The organism is Okeania sp., from assembly GCF_983059655.1.
In genome coordinates, this window is the sequence record NZ_CEZPJD010000230.1 from 1 (window position 1) to 3,551 (window position 3,551).

Annotated in this window: 2 protein-coding genes; both read left to right on the forward strand. The window is 32.1% G+C overall.

From position 1 onward, the window contains the following. Nucleotides 1-163 precede the first annotated feature (163 nt). Entirely contained in the window at nucleotides 164-2,851 is a 2,688-nt protein-coding gene (locus AC3DU7_RS14595; protein ID WP_488040056.1) for a hypothetical protein, read from the forward strand. Nucleotides 2,852-3,080: 229 nt separating this feature from the next. Further along, a partial coding sequence (locus AC3DU7_RS14600; RefSeq protein ID WP_488040057.1) for a hypothetical protein occupies nucleotides 3,081-3,551 on the forward strand: 471 nt, incomplete at its 3' end.

Here is a 3,551-nt window from a genome sequence, read left to right on the forward strand (position 1 = left end):
ATAAATATAAAATTAACATAGCAGCACCTTTCAACCCAATAAATATGCTTTCGCCTATTGAATGGTTAGTGAGAGGAATTAAGAGTTTTCCGCCAAATATTCCTAATATTTCTTCAGGAAATTCTAATACTTAAATACAATTTTAGTTACGGAGATATATATCATGTCGCAAGAGTCTAAATTTGACCAGTTTATCTATGGTAAGTTTGTTGTAGGAAATGATAGTGAATACCGTCTAGTTTATCACAGTGAAAGTTTAAAAAATAATAATATCTCAGCTCTGGAAGGTGTACATGAAAAAAATTATTACTTTTGGGGAAGTCAAAGTAGCGATTATAATCGTAAAGCTGTAGGAATTTGTAGGAATAATACTCCGATTTTGCCAGAAAAACAAATTATACTTATTCAAGCTAGTCCTGCTGTAAATAAAGATCAAGGTATATTCTCAATAAGTGGTAGTCGCTCATTTTTCCAGCACCGTTATATTTTTGTATCTGAGGCAGAAATAGCTGGATTTAATAATCAAATTTGTAAGTTGTTGGGATATCTAGGTAATATGCCAATACCAACCTTTAGCAGTCTTAATAATTTTTCTAATTATGAGCAACAATCATTGCTTTTGGGTCAAGAATATTTGGATTCTTTACTGGCAAAAGAAACTACGGAGAAAAAAGTAAGGGAGACGATAGAAAAGGTCTGGAAAAAACTTAACAATTCTGAGAAAAAGATTTTACTTCAAGGACTAGATGTAATTTTGAATGGTAAAAGATTACTACTTACTGACAAAAAAAAGACACAAAAACCACTATTACTTCTAGATAATCTTTTGCTTTTCCTACCTGCTAATGTGCGTAACAAAATATCTTTAGCTATCAATTCGGTTCACCCTGAAGACTGCAAATGGGCACAAATAATACTTAAGCTAGATGGTTCTTCAATACGTTCTTTACCTGAAAATATGGTGTGGTTAGATATTAATCAATCTGACTTTGATAAAGAGAAATATCTAGACCATGAATATGTTAAATATTTTATCGATCCCAACAAAGATAAAGATGACAATTTAATTACTATATGCGAGTACCTTGACAAGGTTATTAAGGATGATTCTGATGATTTAGTTTGGGATTTTCAGGAAGTAGATGGTTGGTTTAAGTTAAATAATCCACCAATAGATTTTATTTTTAATTACCCAGCAGAGGAACGAGACAAAATTAAAACTTTGCGCAAGTACATTCCTCGAATGGAAGAGAAGGTGCAAAGTTTTCTGGATAAGTTTGAGGAAAATTCATCCATTCTAGAGAGTGAAGCTTTCAAACTAAAGATGTTGTGGGAAACATTGCCTGAATCAAAAGATAATGGCAACTTAATGAAGACTCTGTTATGTAAAATCTATCGTTATTTGCCAGATAAATTTTTAGAGATAGTAAAAGCAGATAAAAAGTTTATTAATTATTTAGGAATTCTAATTGAAAATAAATTTCTAGATTCTTTGGAAATAGATTCTTTGGAAGATGAAAATTTCATTCCTAAGATTTTACAAGAGCTACAAAAAGCTTGTTCAAAACTAATCGAAAAATGTTCTAAAAACTATTCAGAACGGGAAAAACTAATAATCGGTTGTGAAAAAATATTTCCTTCTGAGAAAGATAAGTTCGATCTATGGGATTTAGCATTAGTTGGAGAAATTACGATGGATGATTTTAAACATTTGTTTATCGAACGACTTTTTCCTATTTTTTCTGTTCTGGATAGAGAAACTTTTGAACAAAGTCATTTAAAGCAATATTGGAAGAAAAATTTTCCTCATGCGCTGGATTCTATGGCTTTCTATTTATCAGGAAAAGAGAGAAAAATTGTCCACGTTCCTGAGATTGCTAATGGTTTAGAAATCAGTAATTCTGAAGCTAGTAAACTTTATCTGACTTGTCTAAAATCCCACTCACCAAATTATGAACAAAGTTTGCCACTATTAAAATCTGCCATTCAAAAGAGCGTCAGTTTGTCAGGGGAGAAAGTGGAGTTTCAGGCAAATGATTTTATGAGAGTTTATCAATGGTTTGATTCCCAAGATTTTCAAGATAAGTCTCCAAACAAAGGTAAATTGCTTTCAATATTAGACAACTTAGTTAGAGATAGTAATTATAATTTCTGGATAAGTTGGCAAGAACTTTCAAATTTTATTTACGATAATGATATAAGGCAAACAATTTTTCTGGATAAAACTATAGGAAAGGGTTTTCTTGTTGAAGTGCTAGAAGCATGGTTCAAATTATTAGATACTCACCAGAAAAAGGAAGAGGTAAAAGCAAAGTTTATGGCTAGTAAAGCTTGGGAATTACTGAATCGTGAAACATTGGAAAAAATGCGAGAAAATCTAACAGGTACTTACCAAAAATATGTAGGCGAGTTTATTCAGTGGGCAAACAAAAAGCAGCGTTTGGAGTTGATTAGTGGAGAACTTATAGAGTATATCACTGAAATATGGTGCCGGGAAAAATCAATTGATGAAAGTTTATGGAATTTGTTAAACTCGGAAGGAGTATTACCAAAGTTGAGCAATAAAGATTGTCTGAAGTTAATAGATGTTCAGTGGCGTTTAAGTGCAGATCCATTATTATTAATGCCAACCAGTTTGCATAAGAGAGCAGAAAAATTTTCTCCGGAAGAAAAGGAGTCTTTGATGAAATGTGCAACAAAAATAGTCCCTCAGTTTCAAGACCGTCAAAGTCTGAAAAAATTTATTAATAAATGTAGGCTTTTCTACGACAATTCAGAGTTATTAGAAATAATGCGTTACGCTGATAATGATGTTAGGAAGGGAATTTTTTATGATGACATAATACGTTGAGGAATATCTTAGTATCCTACACAGAAATAAAATTCAAGCTTGAACTTTATATTCTGGAGTTAACCTGCCATTTTGGAAACTACCATCAGTCAATAAAAACACAGTTAGGCATCATGTAAAAATAAGTTCTACAAATTTTATCTGAAATAGATTGTGAAATCTAGCTTCCATCAAAAAACTGTTCAAGTTATTCTTACACTACTCCTTAAATTAATAGATTATTTGTACTATGAAAAATCAAGAAAATGGATTCTGGGAATGCAGGGGGAATGAAAATAATCGCCACATCCTACAAATAATGCCACTAGACCAGAATGAGTGTCGTGAATGTGGAAAACAAAGACCTGCTCAAACAACTCAAATAAATCAACCACAACAACAACCAGGTGATGGAGCAAATGGTTTAGACTCAATAAATAATAATGAAGAAAATAGAACCAATACACCAATTTCTTCAGGCAACAATCAAATAAATACCAACCCACAACCTAGAGAAACATTCGGTGGAACAAATAGAACCAATACACCAATTTCTCCAGGCAACAATCAAATAAATACCAACTCAAAACCTATAGAAACATTCGGTGGAACAAATAGAACCAATACACCAATTTCTCCAGGCAACAATCAAATAAATACCAACTCAAAACCTATAGAAACATTCGGTGGAACAAATAGAAACAATACACCAATTTCTCCA